Annotated in this window: 11 protein-coding genes; 3 read left to right on the top strand and 8 right to left on the bottom strand. The window is 73.6% G+C overall.

Going from position 1 to position 17,929, the window contains the following annotated elements; all coding sequences use genetic code 11:
* The first annotated feature begins 38 nt into the window (after positions 1–38).
* Positions 39–599, top strand: a complete 561-nt coding sequence (locus tag ACX6XY_RS25220) for a GtrA family protein (protein ID WP_460335140.1) — start codon at positions 39–41, stop codon at positions 597–599.
* 23 nt (positions 600–622) lie between these two features.
* Here ACX6XY_RS25220 and ACX6XY_RS25215 read toward each other — a convergent pair whose 3' ends face one another.
* From ACX6XY_RS25215 to ACX6XY_RS25180, 8 genes are all read right to left on the bottom strand, one after another.
* On the bottom strand, positions 623–2,269 hold the full coding sequence (locus tag ACX6XY_RS25215) for a glycosyltransferase family 2 protein (protein ID WP_460335137.1): 1,647 nt from the start codon (positions 2,267–2,269) through the stop codon (positions 623–625).
* The gene (locus tag ACX6XY_RS25210) at positions 2,269–4,515 is read right to left on the bottom strand and encodes a bifunctional glycosyltransferase/CDP-glycerol:glycerophosphate glycerophosphotransferase (RefSeq protein WP_460335134.1); all 2,247 of its coding nucleotides are present in this window, start codon (positions 4,513–4,515) and stop codon (positions 2,269–2,271) included. The genes ACX6XY_RS25215 and ACX6XY_RS25210 overlap by 1 nt, the downstream gene beginning before the upstream one ends.
* Positions 4,516–4,602: 87 nt before the next feature.
* Positions 4,603–5,589: a UDP-glucose 4-epimerase GalE gene (gene galE, locus ACX6XY_RS25205; RefSeq protein WP_460335131.1), complete on the bottom strand. Its 987-nt coding sequence runs from the start codon at positions 5,587–5,589 to the stop codon at positions 4,603–4,605.
* Between the two features lie 97 nt (positions 5,590–5,686).
* Complete coding sequence (locus ACX6XY_RS25200) at positions 5,687–7,306, bottom strand: glycosyltransferase family 2 protein (RefSeq protein WP_460335128.1); 1,620 nt, start codon at positions 7,304–7,306, stop codon at positions 5,687–5,689.
* A 44-nt stretch (positions 7,307–7,350) separates the two neighbouring features.
* Positions 7,351–8,205, bottom strand: coding sequence for a carbohydrate ABC transporter permease (locus ACX6XY_RS25195; RefSeq protein ID WP_460335125.1), 855 nt, complete (start codon positions 8,203–8,205; stop codon positions 7,351–7,353).
* Entirely contained in the window at positions 8,202–9,626 is a 1,425-nt protein-coding gene (locus tag ACX6XY_RS25190; RefSeq protein WP_460335122.1) for a carbohydrate ABC transporter permease, read from the bottom strand. The genes ACX6XY_RS25195 and ACX6XY_RS25190 overlap by 4 nt, the downstream gene beginning before the upstream one ends.
* Positions 9,627–9,633: 7 nt before the next feature.
* Entirely contained in the window at positions 9,634–11,019 is a 1,386-nt protein-coding gene (locus ACX6XY_RS25185; protein ID WP_460335119.1) for an ABC transporter substrate-binding protein, read from the bottom strand.
* 93 nt (positions 11,020–11,112) lie between these two features.
* Positions 11,113–14,649 carry an FHA domain-containing protein gene (locus tag ACX6XY_RS25180; protein WP_460335116.1) on the bottom strand — a complete coding sequence of 1,179 codons (3,537 nt, stop codon included), beginning with the start codon at positions 14,647–14,649 and terminating at the stop codon, positions 11,113–11,115.
* A gap of 337 nt (positions 14,650–14,986) precedes the next feature.
* On the opposite strand from ACX6XY_RS25180, the gene ACX6XY_RS25175 reads away from it, so the two are divergent.
* Positions 14,987–16,663 (top strand): serine/threonine-protein kinase, encoded by a 1,677-nt coding sequence (locus ACX6XY_RS25175; RefSeq protein ID WP_460335113.1) that lies wholly within the window; start codon positions 14,987–14,989, stop codon positions 16,661–16,663.
* 125 nt (positions 16,664–16,788) lie between these two features.
* A partial coding sequence (locus ACX6XY_RS25170; RefSeq protein ID WP_460335110.1) for a serine/threonine-protein kinase occupies positions 16,789–17,929 on the top strand: 1,141 nt, incomplete at its 3' end.

Below are 17,929 nucleotides of genomic sequence, written 5' to 3'. Positions count from 1 at the left end.
TACGTAGAAAATCGGATATAAGGGCTAAAGTTTCCGGAATGAGTCGCCTGACGAGCACGCTGCCCGCGGCCTCCCGTGGTTCCCGCGTGCCCACCGCCGCGGTCCGGGTGCCCGCGCCCGCACCGCCCCCGCCGGGGGCCCCGCGGCCGGGGCGCGTCCGACGGGCTCGGCTGTGGCGGCTGTGCGCGGAGGTCGCCAAGTTCGGCATCGTCGGCGGCAGCGGGGTCGGCGTCAACTTCCTCGTCTTCAACGTGCTGCTGTACGGCCTCGGCCTGCGGCCGGTCACCGCCACCGTCGCCGCCGGCTGTGTCGCCATCGGCACCAACTACCTCGGGTTCCGGTTCTTCGCCTACCGGGACCGGTCCACGCGCACCGCGCGGCAGATCACGCTGTTCTTCGCCTTCAGCGGGATCGGCGTCGCCGTCGAGAGCGGGCTGTTCTCGGTCGCGTACCACGGCCTGGGCCTGGACGGCCCGCTCGGCTCGAACATCGCCAAGGCGCTCGCCATCCTGCTCGCCTCCGCGCTCCGCTTCCTCGTCTACCGGACCTGGGTCTTCCCGCGTGACGCGGACCGCTTCCCTGGCGCGGATCACCGCTGAACCGACCTCCGCGGGCAGCACACCTAGCGTGCCAGCGCGGCCACCAGTTTCGCCGCCTTGCGCAGGGCGCCGACGCGTCTGGCGGCCGGGCGTACGGCTCTGAGTACCCGGCCGGTGGGCGACCAGCGCACCTGGAGCCGTCCGGAGCCGTGACCCTCGGGCTCGACGGTGATCCGGTGGGCGTGGCGCACGGCGGTCAGCGGGGTGAAGTCGAGCGGGGCGAGCAGCAGGCCGCTGTTGCGCTGGCGCTGCTGCGTCAGTTCCAGGACCGGGTGGCGCACACCGTCGAAGCCGTACGCGGGCAGCCTGACCGCGGCCAGGTCGAGGCGGACCGTGCCCTCGAAGACGCCGGGGCGCACCGGGTCGATACGGAAGTGCGTGGTGTGCCGACGGCCCGCGGGGGCGAGATGCAGCGCGGCCCGGTGCGGGCCGACGGCGAGTCGCAGCCCCGGATCGTAGGTGCGGACGGCCAGCTCGACGGCCGCGCCGGGGCCGGGGGCGACGCGGGTGATCTCGTGGCGGAACAGGGCGGTCGCGAACGGCCGGGTGTCCAGGGCCTCGCCGGTGAGGTCGAGTTCGCGGCGGCCCTGGTCGGAGTCGGGCAGCCGGTCGCCCCAGTAGACGCGGCCGTCGGCGTCGGTGACCGTCTCGCGCGGGGCGACGCCGTGGCCCATGCCGCGGGCGGCGAGCGCCGCCTCGGACAGCCGCCCCTCGCGCAGCAGGGCGAGCGTCACGCGCTCGGCACGCGGCAGGCGGGCGTAGGCGCCGGGGGAGAGTTCGGCGAGGTACGGGTTGACGGTGTCGGCGAACTCCCGCAGCCAGGCCTCGTCGCGGAACGGCAGATCGCCCGCGTACATCCGGAAGTCGTGCTTGAGGAACTTGTGGTCCTTGTCCTCGCGGATCGCGCTGTGGCCGCTCTCCGCCAGGAAGGCGTCGATCAGCCGCTGGACGTGAATACGGTCTCGGACATTGGCGATCCGGTGCCGCTGGTTGGAGATGGAGGCGGCGTCGGCGGCCGCGTACGGCTCGATGTACCAGCGGTAGACCGGCTCCGGGACGATCGTGAACGCCTCGGCCAGGCAGTACGCCTGCGCCGAGAACAGCTGGTCCTCGTAGTGGATGCCCTCGGGGAAGCGCAGCGCGTGCCGGTCGAGGAACGCGCGCGTGTACATCTTGCTGGTGGACAGGTGCTCGAACAGCAGCCGCGGCTCGGCCTCGATGCCCGGCACCGTGCGCCGCTCGGCGACCAGGTCCGGCATCCAGACCGAGCGGGCGCCGGTGTCGACGCGGACCCGCTCGACCTGGCCCATGGCGAAGTCGACGCGCTGCTCGCGGTGCGCGGCGAGCAGCAGCGCGCAGGCGTTCTCGGGGAGTTCGTCGTCGCTGTCGAGGAACATCAGATACGGGGCGCGGGCCAGCTCCATGGCGCGGTTGCGCGGGGCGCTGCAACCGCCGCTGTTCTCCGGGAGCCGCAGATAGCGGATGCGCGCGTCCTCGGCCGCCAGGGCCCGCGCCACCTCGGGGGTGCGGTCGGTGGAGCAGTCGTCGCTGATGATGATCTCGATGTCGCGGTGGGTCTGGCGCCGCAGCGAGGCCACCGCGCGCGGCAGCCGCTCGGCGTCGTTGAAGACGATCACGGTGACGGTGACGTCCGGGGTGGTGCTGCTCATCAGCGGGCGGCCTCTTCTGGGGTCGGTGCGGGCGTACGGTCGTCGACGGGCACGATCGGCGGGAGGTCGTCCGCGCTCTCGCCGAGGAAGACGCGGCGCACCACGCGCTCGGCGGCCCGCCCGTCGTCGAAGTCGCAGAAGCGGTGGCGGAAGGCGGCGCGCAGCTTGGCCGCCGTCTCGTCTCGCCAGGCGCCCGAGGCGAAGATCCCGGTCAGCTCGTCCTGGTCGCGGGCGACCTGGCCCGGAGCCTGGGCCAGCAGGTCGAAGTAGACGCCGCGGGCCTTGGTGTAGGTCTCCCAGTCGTCGGCGTAGACGACGATCGGGCGGTCCAGATTGGCGTAGTCGAACATGATCGACGAGTAGTCCGTGACGAGCGCGTCGGCGGCGAGCTGGAGGTCCTCGACCGGGTCGTACGCGGAGACGTCGATGACGCGTCCGCTGTGCCGCAGCCGGGTCAGCGGGGACGCGTCGCCGCCGTAGAAGTAGTGGCCGCGCACCAGCAGGACGGTGTCGTCGCCGAGGTCGGCGCTCAGCCGCGCGAGGTCCAGGCGCGGGGTCCAGCCCGCCTCGTAGTCGCGGTGGGTCGGGGCGTAGAGGATCGCCGTCTTGCCGGGGGCGATGCCGAGCCGTTCGCGGACGGCCCGGATATGGGCGGCGTCGGCGCGGTAGAAGACGTCGTTGCGCGGATAGCCGTAGTCCAGCGGGGTGTAGTGCGAGGGGTAGGCGCGCTCCCAGGTCCGCGTGGAGTGGCTGTTCGCGGAGAGGCTGTAGTCCCAGTTGTCGACGCGGGCCAGCAGGGCGCGGAAGTTGAGGCCCTTGGCGGCGGCGGGGAATTCCCGCTGGTCCAGGCCCATGCGCTTGAGCGGGGTGCCGTGGTGGGTCTGTACGAACACCTGGTCGTCCCGCTTCACCAGGAGATTGGGGAAGTTGACGTTGTTGACCAGGAACCTGGCCCGGCCCAGCGCCTCCAGATAGCGGGGCGTGCCCGGAACGACGTGGTCCGTTCCCGGCGGCAGCAGCGCCGCCCGGTCCCGGCTCACCACCCACACCGGATGGACCCGCGGGGCCAGTTCGCGCAGCTTCGCGGCGATGGCGGCCGGGTTGCAGGCGACGCCGCGGTCCCAGTACGCGGAGAACAGCGCCAGCTCCGGGTGGACGGGCCGGGACAGGGCTCTGCGGTAGCGGTGGTCGCGGACCTTGGCCCGCAGTCCGCGCTTGCGGGCGGCGAGGTTCGACCGCACCGTGCGCCGCTTGGCGTTGGCGGCCTGGAGCACCTTGTACCGGGTGTACTGGTCGTGTTCCAGGAGGCTTTGGCGTACGCCGTCGAGCCCTTCGGGCCGCTGGTAGCCGTCGGGGCGGAAGCGGTTCGCGTGCTCGGACGCGCGGTGGAAGTACGCGGGGGCGAGGTCGGCGGGCAGCTCTCCCGGCCTGGCGATGACGCGCAGATAGTCGCCGACCATCCGCTCGTAGAGCGCGGTGCGCAGCGCTGGCGGCGCCTGGCGCGCCGCGGCCAGCTCGTGGAGTTCCTCGTACGCGGTGAAGGGCGCGAAGCGCTCTTCGGGTGTGGGCGGCGGGAGGCTGGCGCGGCGCAGCTGACGGTCGTTCAGGGCGACGTGGTCCAGGCAGGCGACGCGGTCGGCGAGCAGCAGCGTGGCGTAGGCGAAGTGGAGGGTGTCGCCCGCGGTGAGCGGTTCGGCGTGCTCACGCAGGAAACCGGCGCGCAGGACGCGGTTGCCGAGCAGGGGCGCGAGTTCCAGCAGCGCCGGGCAGTCGGCCGGGGCGCGGGCGGCGCGGCCCGGCTCGGCGAGCACCTTGGTGTCGAGGCTGGGGCGGGCGGGGTCCCACCAGTAGGCGCGTACGTGGTCGAAGACCAGCACGTCGGGGGCTTCGGCGCCGTGGTCCTCGTTCTCGTCCTGGTCCTCGTACTCGTCCAGGCGCTGGGCGATGACCGCCGTGGCGCCTGCGGGGAGGCTGTCCTTGGCATCCAGGAAGTGCAGCCAGTCGCCGGTGGCGGCGGCCGCCCCCCGGCGGCGGGCGGCCACCGGGGTGGTGCCGTCGGGCAGCGGCAGCGTGGTGAAGCGGGGGTCGCTGGCGGTCTGGGACTCGGCGAGCGCGCGGGAGCTGTCGCCGCCCACGGCGATGATCACTTCCAGGTCGCCGTAGGACTGGTCGGCGATGCTCCGCAGGCACTCGCGCAGATGGCCCTGGAGGTCGCGGCCGGACACGATCACGCTGAGCTTGGGCATGAGTCAGGGCGCTCCTTCGTCGGCCTGGCAATGCTTTTAGTCTATAAGGCGCCTTTGGTGAGTTGTTGGAGGAATGTCCGTATCGGGTCAGTCGCGGGCGGCCTCGGGGTGCAGGCGGACCCAGCCTTCCCATGCCGAGGTGATCATGTCGCGCATGCCGTGCTTCGCCTTCCAGCCCAGCTCCGCCGCGATCCGGTCCGCGGCGGCGACCACCATCGCCGGGTCGCCGGGGCGGCGCTCGGTGACCTTGGGTGCGATGCGATGGCCGGTGACGTCGCTGATCAGGTCGATCAGCTCGCGGACCGAGACGCCCTCGCCGCGGCCGATGTTGACCGTCAGATCGTGGCCCGGTGTCGTGGCGAGCTTGCGGGCCGCGGCCACATGGGCGTCGGCGAGGTCGCTCACATGGATGTAGTCGCGGACGCAGGTGCCGTCCGGGGTCGGATAGTCGTCGCCGAAGATCCGGGGGGCGGCGCGCTCGGTGAGCTTCTCGAAGACCATGGGCACGATGTTGAAGGCCCCGGTGTCGGCCAGTTCGGGAGACGCCGCGCCCGCGACGTTGAAGTACCGCAGTGAGGCGGTGGCCAGGCCGTGCGCCCGGCCGGCCGCGCGCACCAGCCACTCGCCCGCGAGCTTGGTCTCGCCGTACGGGCTCATCGGGACGGTCGGGGTGTCCTCGGTGACCAGGCCCGACGGGGTGTCCGGCATGCCGTAGACCGCGGCCGACGAGGAGAAGACGAAGGACGGCACCCCGCCGGCCACCACGGCGGCGAGCAGGGTTCTGAGGCCCTCGACGTTCTCGTGGTAGTAGCGCAGCGGCAGTTCGACGGACTCGCCGACCTGCTTCTTCGCCGCGAGGTGGATCACGCCGGTGATCTGGTGTTCGCCGATCACGCGGTCGAGGCGCTCCCGGTCCAGGACCGAGCCCCGGACGAGCGGCACATCGTCGGGGACGCGCTCGGCGACGCCGCTGGACACGTCGTCGTAGACGACCGTTCGCTCGCCGGCCTCGGTCATGGCGCGGACGACGTGCGCACCGATGTAGCCGGCGCCGCCGGTGATCAGCCAGGTCATGGTCACCCTGTTCCGTCTGTTCGTCGTGCTGTTCGCTGTGCTGCTCGTCGTGGTGTCTTGTGCCGTGCAACGTGTGGTGCGGTCGAAGGGTTCCAGGTCAGCCGGCGGTGCCCAGCAGTCTCCGCGTCCTGCGCCGCAGTACGCCCACGACGCCTCGCGCACCGGGCGCGAGCCGCACCGCGAGATTCCCCGAGTGGGTCGCGTACGGGTGGACGAGCAGGGCGCCGTGCCGAAGGCTCGGCAGCGCGCGGCGGCGCAGCAGGCCGGGCCCCGGAACCGCGCGCGCCGTGCTGTCGCGCACCGAGCCGTCCGCGAACCGCGTCCACAGGCGCAGGTCCCAGGCGCCGGATGCCAGGGCGCCCAGGTCGAGCGTCAGTTGGGCGGTCCAGGCGGCGTCCGGGCCGCTCGGCGCGCTGGTGGACCAGGTCGCGGTGTGCCGCAGCGGCGGGTGCCCGCCGTCGCGGGCCCGGAGCTCGATGTCGACCGTGGCGGGTCCCGCCGCCGCCACCCGTCCGTACAACTCGTGCAGGCGCAGCGTCAGTACGGATCTGCGCGCGCGTGGCCGCAGTTCCGCGTCGACCGCGAGCGGCAGCCGCCGCATCGGGTGCACCAGCAGATGCTCCAGGGTGACGCTGGGGAGCGCGTCGGACCAGATCGGGGTGGCGTCGGCGGCCCGCGCGTACGGGGGCGTCAGCCGGGCCGGGCGGGCGGCGAGCTGCCGCAGCCGGTCCAGGTCGACCGGCTCCGGCGAGGCGAGCAGCACCCGGCCGACGGTCCGGCCGGGCGCCGGGGCCGACTCCAGGTCGGCCTCGTCGAAGGTCCGCAGGTACGCGCGCGTGAGGCGCCACCACTCGCGCTGGTACGCGGGGTCGCGGGTGGGCAGCTCGCGTACGTACATCCGCACGCAGTGCTCCAGGAACTTGACCTGGGCCGCACGGGCGAGCCGCTTCTCGCCGGCGCCCCGGAGGATCTCCGCGGCCTGGCGGTGGGCGTCCAGCCGGGCGCGCCAGTTGGCGATGCCCGCGCGGTCGAGGGAGAGGGACGGCCGGGCGGCCGCGCGGCGAACCTGCCAGACGTAGACCGGGGCCGTGACCAGGGCGACGCGCGGGGCGGCGGCGAGTACGCGCGCGGTGAAGACGAAGTCCTCGTAGACGACCGGGCCGTCCGGGAAGCGAAGGGAGTGGGAGCGCAGGAAGTCAGTCCGGTAGAGCTTGTTGACGCAGAGCGTGTCGTAGACGAGCCCCGGCCGGTCGGCGGGCCGCTCCACGACCGTGGGCGTGTCGTACAGCTCCGGCTGCCAGGGCACTTCGCGCCCGGACGGGAGCTCGCGGCGTACGCACAGCCCGGACGTGACCTCGGCGCCGTGCTCGGCGGTGGCGGTGAGCAGCGCGTCGACCGAGCCGGGCGGCAGCACGTCGTCGCTGTCCAGGAACATCAGATACGGCGCCGAGCAGGCGTCGACGCCGTCGTTGCGCGGGGTGCCGCAGCCGCCGCTGTTCACCGTCCGGGAGACGACCCGCAGCCGCGGGTGCACGGCGGCGAGCTGCCGCAGCAGCTCGGGGCTGCCGTCCGTCGAGCAGTCGTCGACGGCGATCACCTCGCTCACGGCCGGGCCCTGAGCGAGCGCCGAGTGCACCGCGTCGGCCACATGGGCCGCGTCGTTGTAGCCGATCACGACGACGCACACCCGTGGCCGCTCAGACGGAACACTCTTCATAAATCGGATATTAGCTGTTAAGGCTGGTTATCTTTGGTAATGCCCTACTTCACCGCGCCCGCCATCACTCCCGAGACGAACTGCCGCTGGAAGGCGAAGAACACGATCAGGGGGACCACCATGGAGACGAACGCGCCGGGCCCCAGGATGTCGATGTTGTTGCCGAACTGCCGTACCTGGGTCTGCAGGGCGACCGTGATCGGCTGGTTCTCGGGTTTGGCGAAGACCAGCGCGACCAGCATGTCGTTCCACACCCACAGGAACTGGAAGATGCCGAGCGCGGCGATCGCGGGGCCGCCGAGCGGCAGCACGACCCGCGCGAACAGTCGCAGCTCACCGGCGCCGTCCAGGCGCGCGGCCTCCAGCAGCTCGCGCGGGATCTCCGCGAAGAAGTTGCGCAGCAGGAAGATCGCGAAGGGCAGTCCGAACGCCGCATGGAACAGCACCACGCCCGGCACCGAGCCGAACAGGCCGATGTCGCCGAACAGCCCGGCGATCGGCACCAGCGCCACCTGGACCGGCACCACGAGCAGCCCGACGACGGCCAGGAACCACCAGTCCCGGCCCGGAAACTCCATCCAGGCGAAGGCGTAGCCCGCGAGCGCGCCGAGCAGCACCACCAGGGCCGTGGCCGGAACGGTGATCAGCACCGTGTTCAGCAGGGAGTCCGTGACGGCCTCGTTCTCCAGCAGGCGCTGGTAGCTGTCGGCGGTGAGCTGTGAGGGCTCCGTGAAGACCTTCCACCAGCCGCTCGCGGCGATGTCCTCGGGGGCGCGCAGCGAGGACAGCAGCAGGCCGAAGGTCGGCAGCAGCCAGAACAGGCCCACCAGGATCAGGAAGAGCCGCACCACGCCGCCGCCGGTGCGGGCGGCGAGCCGGGCGGCGAGTGACGGCTTCATCGCTTGGCCTCCCGCCGCAGCCGACGCATATTGAAGATCATGACCGGGACGACCAGGAGCAGCAGGATGATCGCGATGGCGCTCGCGACGTCGGGCCGCCCCTTGGCGAAGGCCTGGTCGTAGAGCTCCAGCGCCAGGACGTTCGCGTCGTCGCGCGAGGAGCCGGGCGCGATGATGAAGACCAGGTCGAAGATCTTCATCACGTTGATCATCAGAGTGACCAGGACGACGGCGAGTACGGGGGTGAGCACCGGCACCGTGATCCGGCGGAAGACCTGCCACTCGCCCGCGCCGTCCACCCGTGCCGCCTCCAGGAGTTCGCGTGGCACGCTCGCCAGGCCAGCGGCGATCAGGACCATCGCGAAGCCGGACCAGATCCACAGGTAGCTGCCGATGATCGCCGGGGTGACCAGCGTCGGACCGAGCCAGCTGGCGCCGTTGTAGGGCTCGCGGAAGTTGCTCTCGGGCAGCCGGAGCCGTGCGCCGTCGGCCGCGCTGGAGAGCGTGAACGTGCCGTCGGATCCGGCGTGTGCGGAGTCCACCACCCTGCCGCCCTTGACCGCCTCGATCCGCATGCCCGGATAGCCGAGCTCGTCCGCGTCGATGCCGTTCAGCGTTCCGACGCCCTTGCCTCGGGTGAAGTCCTGCCAGGTGGTGCCGGTGACCTTCTCGGTGCCGGTGCCGGTGCCGGTGCCGGTAGAGGCGTCAGTGCCGGTGGAGGCGTCGGCGGGCGCGGCCTTCCGCGCGCCCGCGGGCATCTTGTCCGGCGCGACCCCGACCAGCGGCAGCAGCACCGGCTCGCCCGCCCGTACGGGCTCGCGGGTGACGAAGCCGCCGCCGTCCTCGGCGACGAGCGGTGACTTACGCCCCGGATGGGCCTTGGGGAACGCGGACGCGTCGGCGAACGTGTCATGGACGCCCACCAGCACCGCGTTGGCAACCCCGCGCTCCGGGTCCTGCTCGTACACCAGCCGGAAGATGATCCCCGACGCGAGCATCGAGATCGCCATCGGCATGAAGACGACCAGCTTGAACGCCGTACCCCAGCGGACCCGTTCGGTGAGCACGGCGAAGACCAGGCCGAGCGTGGTGGCGATGACCGGAGCCGCCACCGCCCAGATCACGGTGTTCTTCAGCGCGGTCCTGGTGGAGTCCTCGCGGAACACCTCCTGGTAGCTGTCCAGGCCGGTGAAGCTGTCGCCCGCCTGGTCGAAGAGGCTGCGGACCAGCGAGTATCCGATCGGGTAGAGCACGAGCGCGCCCAGCAGCACCAGCGCGGGCAGCAGAAAGAGCGCCACCACCACTTTGCGGGTACCTGTCACACGGCTGCGGCTGCGGCTGCGGCTGTGGCTGTGGCTGCGGTGACGAGGGTCCGGGGGCGCGGGCGGGACCGCGTCCCCGGACGGGGCGGCCGATGTCATCGCGGCGTCAGTTCCGGTACGCCTTGGCGGCGTCCGACTCCAGCTGGCGCTGGGCGCCCGCGACGTCCTCCGGGTTCTTCAGGAAGTCCTGGAGGGCCTTCCACATGCCCTTGCCGGGCGTGCCGCCGAACGCCTGGGGCATCTGGTCCGACATGTCGAAGCGGAAGTCGTCGCCCGACGCCACCAGGGCCTCGCCGATGCCGCGCAGCACGTCGTTCGGGTACGCGGCCGGGTCCATCTCCTTGTTGGGCGAGACGAAGCCGCCCTGCTTCGCCCAGATCTCGGCCGCGTCGGTCGAGGCCAGGAACGTCAGCAGCGCCTGGGCGCCCGGCGAGTCCGTCAGCGCCACCGCGGCGTCGCCGCCGGTCACCACCGGCGCGTCGGCGCCGACCGCGGGGAACGGGAAGACCTTGGCGTCCGTGCCGATCTCGGCGTCGGTCTGGCCGATGTTGACGGCCACGAAGTCGCCCTCGAAGACCATCGCGGCCTTGGGCTGGTCGCCGCCGGTGAAGGTCTGGGTGACCGACGCCGGGAACTCGGTCTGCAGAGCGCCGTCCTGGCCGCCGGCCAGATAGTCCTTGTTGCCGAAGAGCTCGGCGAGCGTGGTCAGCGCCTCCTTCACGGAGGGGTCCGTCCACTTGATCTCGTGCCGGGCCAGCTGGTCGTACTTCCGCGGGCCCGCCTGGGAGAGGTAGACGTTCTCGAACCAGTCGGTGAGGGTCCAGCCGTCGGCGCCCGCGACCGAGAAGGGGGTGACCCCGGAGTCGTAGATCGTCTGGGCCTGGGTCATCAGCGCGTCCCAGGTCTTCGGCTCGGTGGCCCCGGCGTTCTCGAAGGCCGTGTTGTTGTACCAGACCAGGGACTTGTTGGCGGCCTTGAAGTACACGCCGTACTGCTCGCCGTCGACCGCGCCGATGTCCTTCCAGCCCTGTGCGTAGTTCTCGTCCAGCTGGGACCGCGCTTCGGCGCCGACCGGCTTGGCCCACTTCTTCTCGACGGCCTGGGCGATCGCGCCCGGCTGTGGAAGCATCGCCACGTCGGGCGGGTCGCCGCCGGTGATCTTCGAGCCGAGGAAGTTGATGATCGGGTCCTGGGCCGGAACGAAGGTGACCGTCGCGCCGGTGCGCTTCTCGAACTCCGAGAGCACCTTCTTGAAGTTCTCTTGCTCGGGGCCTGACCAGACCGCGGCGACCTCGATCTTCTGGCCCTTCAGTTGGGGGAGCTGGACGGAGGCTCCGGCGTTCTTGTCCTTGTCGCCGCCGTTGCCGCCGTTGCCGCCGTTGCCGCCCGTGCCGCCCGGATCGTCGCCGCCGTCGCCGCACGCGGTGAGCGCGAGTGCGCCGACGGCCACGAGTGACACAACGAGCTTGCCTGTACGAAGAGTTGTGCGCATCACTGCCCCGTTCTCTCCCCTGAGCCCTGTCCCGTGCGCACTGGTCTACGCCCGAGCGGGAAGGGCCGCAATAGCGCCTATGGGAAAGAGCGCCTACGGGAGAGAGCGGGCCGCCCGCTCCAGAGCGCTGCCCAACAGGGCCAGATCGGTGGGGCCGTTGCCCAGTTCGCGGACCGGGCGGCGGGCGGGCGGATCGCCCATCCGCTCCCACTCCAGCGGTACGGCGGTCGGGCGCAGCGTCGAGGTGCGTGGGATGCGGCCGGTGACACGGCCCGCCTGGAACGGGGTGGTGCGGCCGTCCGCCGTCGCGTACAGGCGGCCGCGACCCGGAGCCGGGTCCTCGGGGGCCGCCGACGGCGCGTCCAGGGTGACGCGCAGGGCGGCCTCCCTGGCGAAGCCCGTGGCGGCGATGCGGTCCGGGTGCGCGGTGGCCGCCACCAGGTGCACGCCGAGCCGCTCGGCGCCCTGTACGACGGCCTCCAGGGCGCGGACCACGGACCCGGCGGCCGGGCGGCCGGTGGAGCCGAGCGCGGGCGCGACGAGGGCGTCGATGTCGTCGACCAGGACGACCAGGCGGGGGAGCGGCGGCGGCCCGGCGGTCTCGCCTCGCGCGCCCCTGGCGCCGGGGCGCAGCTTGAGGGTCGCGCTGCCGGGCGAGTCCAGGTCTCCGGCGGCCGAGACGCCTGGCGGGGCGGCGGCCGCGGTGCCCGGCGGGGTGGTGGCGCTGGCGGCGGTCGTGGCGCCGGGGGGCGTGGCGCCGGGCCGGGCGGCGGCGCTGGCCGGGGGCGTCGCGCTGGCGGTGGCGGCGCTGGTGGCGGCTGAGGCGGTGGTGCGGGCCGGGCGCGGGGCGGCGCGGCGGTCCGTGCCGTCGCCGACCGCCCCGGAGCGCTGGGCGACCATGCGGGCCGCCACGGTCCGCTGGGTATGCCACTCGGCGAAGCCGAGTCCGGCGAGCAGTTCGGCGCGTCGTTTCAGCTCGGAGGTCAGCGCCTGGGCGAACTCCCGCATCCGTACCGGGTCGTCGGCCGTCAGGTGTGTGGTGACATGCGGCAGGTCCGTGCAGGCCCGCAGCCCGTCCCCGCGCCCGGAGCCCGCCCCGTCGACCAGGACGAGGGCCAGCCGGTCCGGCCGGTCGCCGGACGCCAGCGCGGCGGCGGCCGAGCGCAGCAGCTCCGTACGGCCGCTGCCCGCCGGGCCGTCGATCAGCAGATGGGGGCCCATGGTCACCAGGTCGGCGCAGACCGGGCCGCGTGGACCCGCGCCCAGCACGGCCTGGGCACGGCCGCCCGTCGCCTGCGGGTCGTCCGCGGCCGCCGCCCAACGGGCCATCAGGGACGCCGGGGTGGCTCTGGCGAGGCCCAACTCGTCCAGCAGCCGGGCGGCTCGCGGCAGCGGGACGGACACCTGGCTGCGCGGGTCGCCGGGCTCCGCCGTACGCAGCGGGGCCAGGGCGCGCGCGAACCGCTCGGCCCAGGCCACGGACACCGCGTCCACCGAGGCGACCGTGCCGTGTCCGACGGGCCGCCCCCGCGAGGTGCGCAGCAGGCGCAGGGTCGTCGCCACGTCACCGCACAGCAGGGCCACGGCGCCGCACGCGCGGAAGGCGGGCGACGCGGCGCAGGCCGCCTCGTAGGTGGCGGTGACCGGGGACGCGGGTGAGGCCGCGGCGGTCTCGGCGAGGCAGACGACGTGGATCCCCGCGCCCGCGCCCTCGGCGGCGAGTCGCGCGACGGCCTCCCGCAGGCCCGCGGAACCCGGATCACCGTCCACGATCAGCACCGCGTACGGGCCTGCGTACGCCGGGGTGCCGGTGCCGGTGCCGGCACCGGTGCCCGTGCCGGCGGTGACGGTGACGGTGGCGGGGCTCGCGCTCGTACGCGTGCCCGTACGTGTCGTGTCGCCGTCGCCGTGCTGGTCGCCGGGGCCGTCCTGGAGGTGTTCGTCGAGGCGACGGAGCAGCTCATCGGTGCGCGCGGCGGCCTGTTCGCGGTCGTAGGCGAGCAGCAGCCTGCAGTCCTGGCCGTGCCCCGGACGGAGATGCGGCAGCCAGCCGAGCCAGGACCAGTCGGCGGTGCGCTCGTCGAGACCACGGCCGCGGTCCGTGCTGAGCAGCACGATCTCCAGGTCCGTCGGGGCGTGCAGCGCGGCGAGCTGGGCGACGGCCGAGCGGGCCAGACCGGCCAGGCGGGTACGCGGCCCCGCGAGCCCCAGGGAACCCGCCTCCCGCAGCCCGACCGTCACGGGGACGACGGGCAGCGGTCCCGCGCCGTCCGGGGCGGCTCGCTCCGTGGTGCCCAGGCGTACGGCCAGCGCCTCCGGGTGCGCCCGGTCGCGCTCCCAGAGCCGGGGTCCGGGGCCGAGCGCGGTCAGCAGCAGGGCCGAGGGGTCGGGCCAGGGGTCCGGCGCTGCGGCCTCGGCGGCGGCCGCCCGTGCCAGGGGCTCGGCCGGGGCCGACGGCGCCTCGTCGCGCGCCCCGGTCAGCCGCCTGGCCCAGGCGCCGAGCCCGCCGCGCCTGCGGACCTGCCGGGGAACGGTCGTACCCCGCGCGGGCGTCCCGACCCGGCCGGACCCCCCAGGCCCGTCGTGCTGGTGGCCGTCCGTTTCGCCGCCGGAACCGTCCGTGGAGGCATGCGCGGGGGCGTGCGCCTCGGGCGCGCCGCGCCCCAGGCGGTCGGTGCGCCCAAGGCCGTCTGCACCCCCTGCGCTCCCTGTGTCCCCTGCGTCCCCTGCGCCCCCTGTGTCGCCAGGGAGGTCGGTAGCAGGGAGGTCGGCAGTACGGGCCTGAGCGTCGGGCCGACCGCGCGCGGCCCCGCTGGCGGCCTGGGCGCCGCCGTGCTCCCAGCCGCCCGCGTCGGACAGGTCACCGCGGCTGTGGACGGCCTCGTCGGACCGCACCGCCCAGTCCGCCGAGCCGTACCCGTGCCGGGTGTCCCCGGCCGCACGGGTGGCGGCCGGGGTGTCTCCCCGCGCCGGGAGCGAGGCCGACGCGGGGGTCACGCGGAGATGGCCCTCACCGTCCACCGACGTCGGCAGGGCGCCCTCCGCGTCGGCGGCCGTCAGGCGCAGCGTGGACTCGCCGATCCGCAGCAGCGCCCCCGGCGAGAACCGCACCGGCCTGCTGCCGACCGGCCTGCCGTCGACCGTGGTGCCGTTCGTGGAGTCCAGGTCGGCGACGCTGACCCGGCCGTCGTCGCCGACCGCCACCGCGCAGTGCAGCCGCGAGACGTCGGGGTCGTCCAGCGGTACGTCGGCGTCGGCGGAGCGGCCGATCGTGACCCGGCCGCCGTGCAGCAGATGGACCCCGCCCGCGTCAGGACCCGCGACGACATGGAGCCGGGCGGCCGCACCGTCGGACGGGGCGGCGGGCTCCGCGGGGGAGTGCAGCGCGAGCACGGCGCCGTCGGTCAGCGGGGGCTCGCCCAGCACACAGCGCTGCGGGTCGAGCCGCTCCGAACCGGCGTAGAGCTGCGCCGCCCCGTCCGTGCCGCCGACCGCCTTGGCCAGGCCGGAGGCCACCGCGGCGAGCGCGGTCCCGGCCGGTGCGGTGACCAGCACGTCGCAGGCGCGCACATCGAAGGCGCGGGCGGTGCGGCCGCTCTGCGGCCCGAGGACGGTCAGCCGGATCTGCATCGCCGTCAGCGGTCCCTTCTGCGCGGGTGCCCGGCAGGGAGACCGCCCATGTCACGCATCCCCCCACCGCACACGGCATGGCTCCGTGCTGTGGTGCATCCTCGCATCCACCACTGACAACACGCCCAGCGACTGCTGTCTTTGCGCCCGACCGGGGCCGGTCTCGCGGCCGCGGCCGCACCCCGCGCCGCTCCGGCAACCATCTGCCCCGGTCGTGCGTCTTCCCATCGAACGCCGGTCCGGTGTGACCGGTCGCGGCCGACCGGGGTGTCAGAAGCCCCCATTACAGTGGACCGTGAGACCACGGGATCAGCAGACCGATCAGGGAGCACATGACGTGCGGCCGGTAGGCAGCAAGTACCTCCTAGAGGAGCCGCTCGGGCGCGGCGCCACGGGCACCGTCTGGCGTGCCCGCCAGCGGGAGGCCGCGGGCGCCGAGGCGGCCGTCGCGGGCCAGCCCGGCGAGACGGTCGCGATCAAGGTGCTCAAGGAGGAGCTGGCGAACGACGCGGACGTCGTGATGCGCTTCCTGCGGGAGCGCTCCGTTCTGCTCCGTCTGACCCACCCGAACATCGTGCGCACTCGCGACCTGGTCGTCGAGGGCGACCTCCTCGCCCTGGTGATGGACCTGGTCGAGGGCCCCGACCTGCACTACTACCTCCGCGACAACGGCCCGATGACCCCGGTCGCGGCGTCCCTGCTCACCGCCCAGATCGCCGACGCGCTCGCCGCCAGCCACGCCGACGGCGTGGTCCACCGCGACCTCAAGCCCGCCAACGTCCTGCTCCAGGACGACGGCGAGCAGATGCACCCGATGCTCACCGACTTCGGCATCGCGCGCCTCGCCGACTCGCCCGGCCTGACCCGCACCCACGAGTTCGTCGGCACGCCCGCGTACGTCGCGCCGGAGTCGGCCGAAGGCCGCCCGCAGACCTCCGCGGTCGACGTCTACGGCGCGGGCATCCTGCTGTACGAGCTGGTCACCGGCCGTCCGCCGTTCTCCGGCGGCACCGCGCTCGAGGTGCTGCACCGCCACCTCAGCGAGGACGTGCGGTGCCCCGCGGGCGTGCCGGAGCCGCTGTGGACGGTCATCGAACGCTGTCTGCGCAAGAAGCCGGAGGAACGGCCGAGCGCCCAGAACCTGGCGCGCGGGTTGCGGGTCGTCGCCGAGGGCGTCAGCGCGGGAGCCAGCCCCGCGCAGTACGCGGCCGCCGCGGGCGTCGGCGCCCTGCTCGCGCCCGACCCGGCGCCCGCCGCGGTCCAGGACCCGCCGGGCGCAGCCGACCCCACCCAAGTCCTGCCGCACACCGGGGGCGACGCGGACCCCACCTCCGTACTGCCGCACGGCAGTGCCGCGGCCGACCCGACCGCGGTGCTGCCGCCGGTGCCGCAGGACCCCGAAGGAGCGCCGCAGTCGGACGACCCGCACCCCTGGCAGAGCCAGATGCGGGCGGCCCGCGACCGCGGTGAGCAGACCCAGATCCAGTACCTGGACCCGGAGCAGGACCCCCTGCGCCGCCGCCCACAGCGCCAGGTCTCCCGCAACCAGCCACCGCAGCACCAACAGCCCCAGCACCAGCCCCAGCCGCAGCACCAGCAGCCGCAACGCCAACAACCGCAGCCCCAGTACCAGCGGCCGCAGCGCCAGCAGTACCCACCGCAGCACCAGCAGCCTCAGCCGTACCCCCCACAGCAACAGCACTCCCAGCGGTACGCCCCCGCGCCGCAACCCCAGCCCCAGCCCCAGCACTACGCGCCCCCGCAGCAGCCCGCGCCCCAGCAGCCCCGGCAGCCCCGTGAGCCGCGCCGCCGCAGCGCCAACCCCATGCGCATCCCCGGCCTGGGCTGCCTCAAGGGCTGTCTCTTCATGGTCGTCATGCTGTTCGTGGTCGGCTGGCTGGTCTGGGAGTTCACCCCGCTGCAGGGCTGGATCGGCGAGGGCAAGAGCTACTGGCAGCAGCTCTCGGACTGGACCTCCAGCGTCTACGACTGGGTCACGGCCATCAGCGGCTAAACGCCGACGAAGAGTCACGACCTAGGGGATTTGTCGACATCCACAGGGTGATTTCTCCCGCTGAAGCGGAGGTTGACCGTCAAGCCGCGTAGCTTTGTCGGCAACACGCGTCAGTAGGAGCAGTCTTGGCACGGAAAATCGGCAGCCGGTACACCGCCCACCAGATCCTGGGGCGCGGCTCGGCGGGCACGGTGTGGCTGGGCGAGGGGCCCGAGGGCCCCGTCGCGATCAAGCTCCTGCGCGAGGACCTCGCGTCCGACCAGGAACTCGTCGGGCGCTTCGTCCAGGAGCGCACCGCACTGCTGAGCCTCGACCACCCGCGCGTGGTCGGCGTGGTCGACCTGGTCGTCGACGGCACCGACCTCGCGCTGGTCATGGAGCTGGTACGCGGCACCGACCTGCGCACCCGGCTGGAGCGGGAGCGCCGACTCGCCCCGGAGGCCGCGGTCGCCATCGCCGCGGACATCGCGGACGGCCTCGCCGCCGCGCACGCGGCCGGGATCGTGCACCGGGACGTGAAGCCGGAGAACGTCCTGCTGGACATGGCGGGCCCGCTCGGACCCGGCGGCGCCCACCCCGCGCTGCTCACCGACTTCGGCGTCGCCAAACTCGTCGACTCGCCGCGCCGCACGCGCGCGACGAAGGTCATCGGCACACCGGACTACCTCGCACCGGAGATCATCGAAGGGCTGCCGCCGCGGGCCGCCGTCGACATCTACGCGCTGGCGACCGTCCTGTACGAGCTGCTGGCCGGGTTCACGCCGTTCGGCGGCGGTCATCCCGGCGCGGTGCTGCGCCGCCACGTCACGGAGGCGGTGGTGCCGCTGCCCGGCATCCCCGACGAACTGTGGCAGCTGATCGTGCAGTGCCTGGCCAAGGCCCCGGCGTCCCGGCTGCGGGCGTCCGAGCTGGCCGCGCGGCTGCGGGACCAGCTGCCGCTGGTGGCGGGCATGGGGCCGCTCGACGTCGACTCGCCCGACGCGGAGGACGGCGACCCGGAGTCCCCGTCGCGTGACCCGTACGACGCGGGCGCGTACGAGGGCGGCGGCCAGAGCGAGCCGTCCGCCGCGCCACGGCCGAGCGCACCGCGGCGGGGCGCCGTGCCGCTGGTGCCGGGAGCCGCCCCGGACTCCAACCGGGACACCCATACGAGCATGCGGGTACCGGAGCCGGACGAGCTCGCCGGAGGCGCACGGGGCACCGCACGGGCGCCGCGGGCCACCGGAGAGCCTCGCCCCGGCTCCGCCCGGCACCGCGCCGCCACCG

The sequence above is a fragment of the Streptomyces sp. O3 genome (genome assembly GCF_054788135.1).
Note: the sequence above shows the minus strand (reverse complement) of the source record. Positions and strands in the feature narration are given on the sequence as shown.